Annotated in this window: 1 protein-coding gene; it reads left to right on the top strand. The window is 78.1% G+C overall.

All coding sequences use genetic code 11. From position 1 onward, the window contains the following. Positions 1 to 205 precede the first annotated feature (205 nt). The coding region (locus tag OZN99_RS33030) for an inositol monophosphatase family protein (RefSeq protein ID WP_333779802.1) at positions 206 to 640 on the top strand (435 nt) is incomplete at its 3' end.

A 640-nucleotide genomic window follows, 5' to 3' on the forward strand; every position in this document is an offset into this window, starting at 1 on the left:
GCCGGGCTCGCCACGGTCCCGTTCCCGGCGGGCGCCGACCGCCGGACGCGGCTCGCCCTCGCCTGCTGCCCGCCGATGGCCGCCGCCCGGCTCGCCCTCGGCCTCGCCTGCCCGGACACGCTGGCTGCCGAGCGCGAGGGCGCACGGTAGCCCGTTTGCGCCGCCTCAATGCCGTTCCGAACTGAACCCGCGCAGGAATCTCCGCATGACCCGATCTCCCGATGCGCTGCTCCCTGCCGTCGTCGCTGCGGCGGAGGGGGCGGGCCGCCGCATCGCCACGGAGTTCTCCCGTCCCGGCGGCCCCCGGGGCGCGGGCGGGAAGGCCCCGGTGGATACGGAGGTCGAGGCCGAGTTGCGCGCCGCCCTCACCGCGCTGCTGCCGGAGGCCTGCTGGGTCGGGGAGGAGACCGGCCGTGCGACAGGCGCCGGCGGGCTCTGCTGGCTCGTGGACCCGCATGACGGCACGAGCGATTTCCTGGATGGGCACCGCGGCACCGCGGTCGCGGTCGGCCTGCTGCGCGACGGGCTGCCCGTACTCGGCGTGGTGCATGCGCCGACGCCGCCCGACCGCGGCGCCGACACCATCGCCTGGGCCGAGGGGCTGGACGGCCCGCGCCGCAACGGCGCGCCGGTCGCGCCC

This window comes from Falsiroseomonas oryzae (genome assembly GCF_027856955.1).
GTDB lineage: Bacteria > Pseudomonadota > Alphaproteobacteria > Acetobacterales > Acetobacteraceae > Falsiroseomonas > Falsiroseomonas oryzae.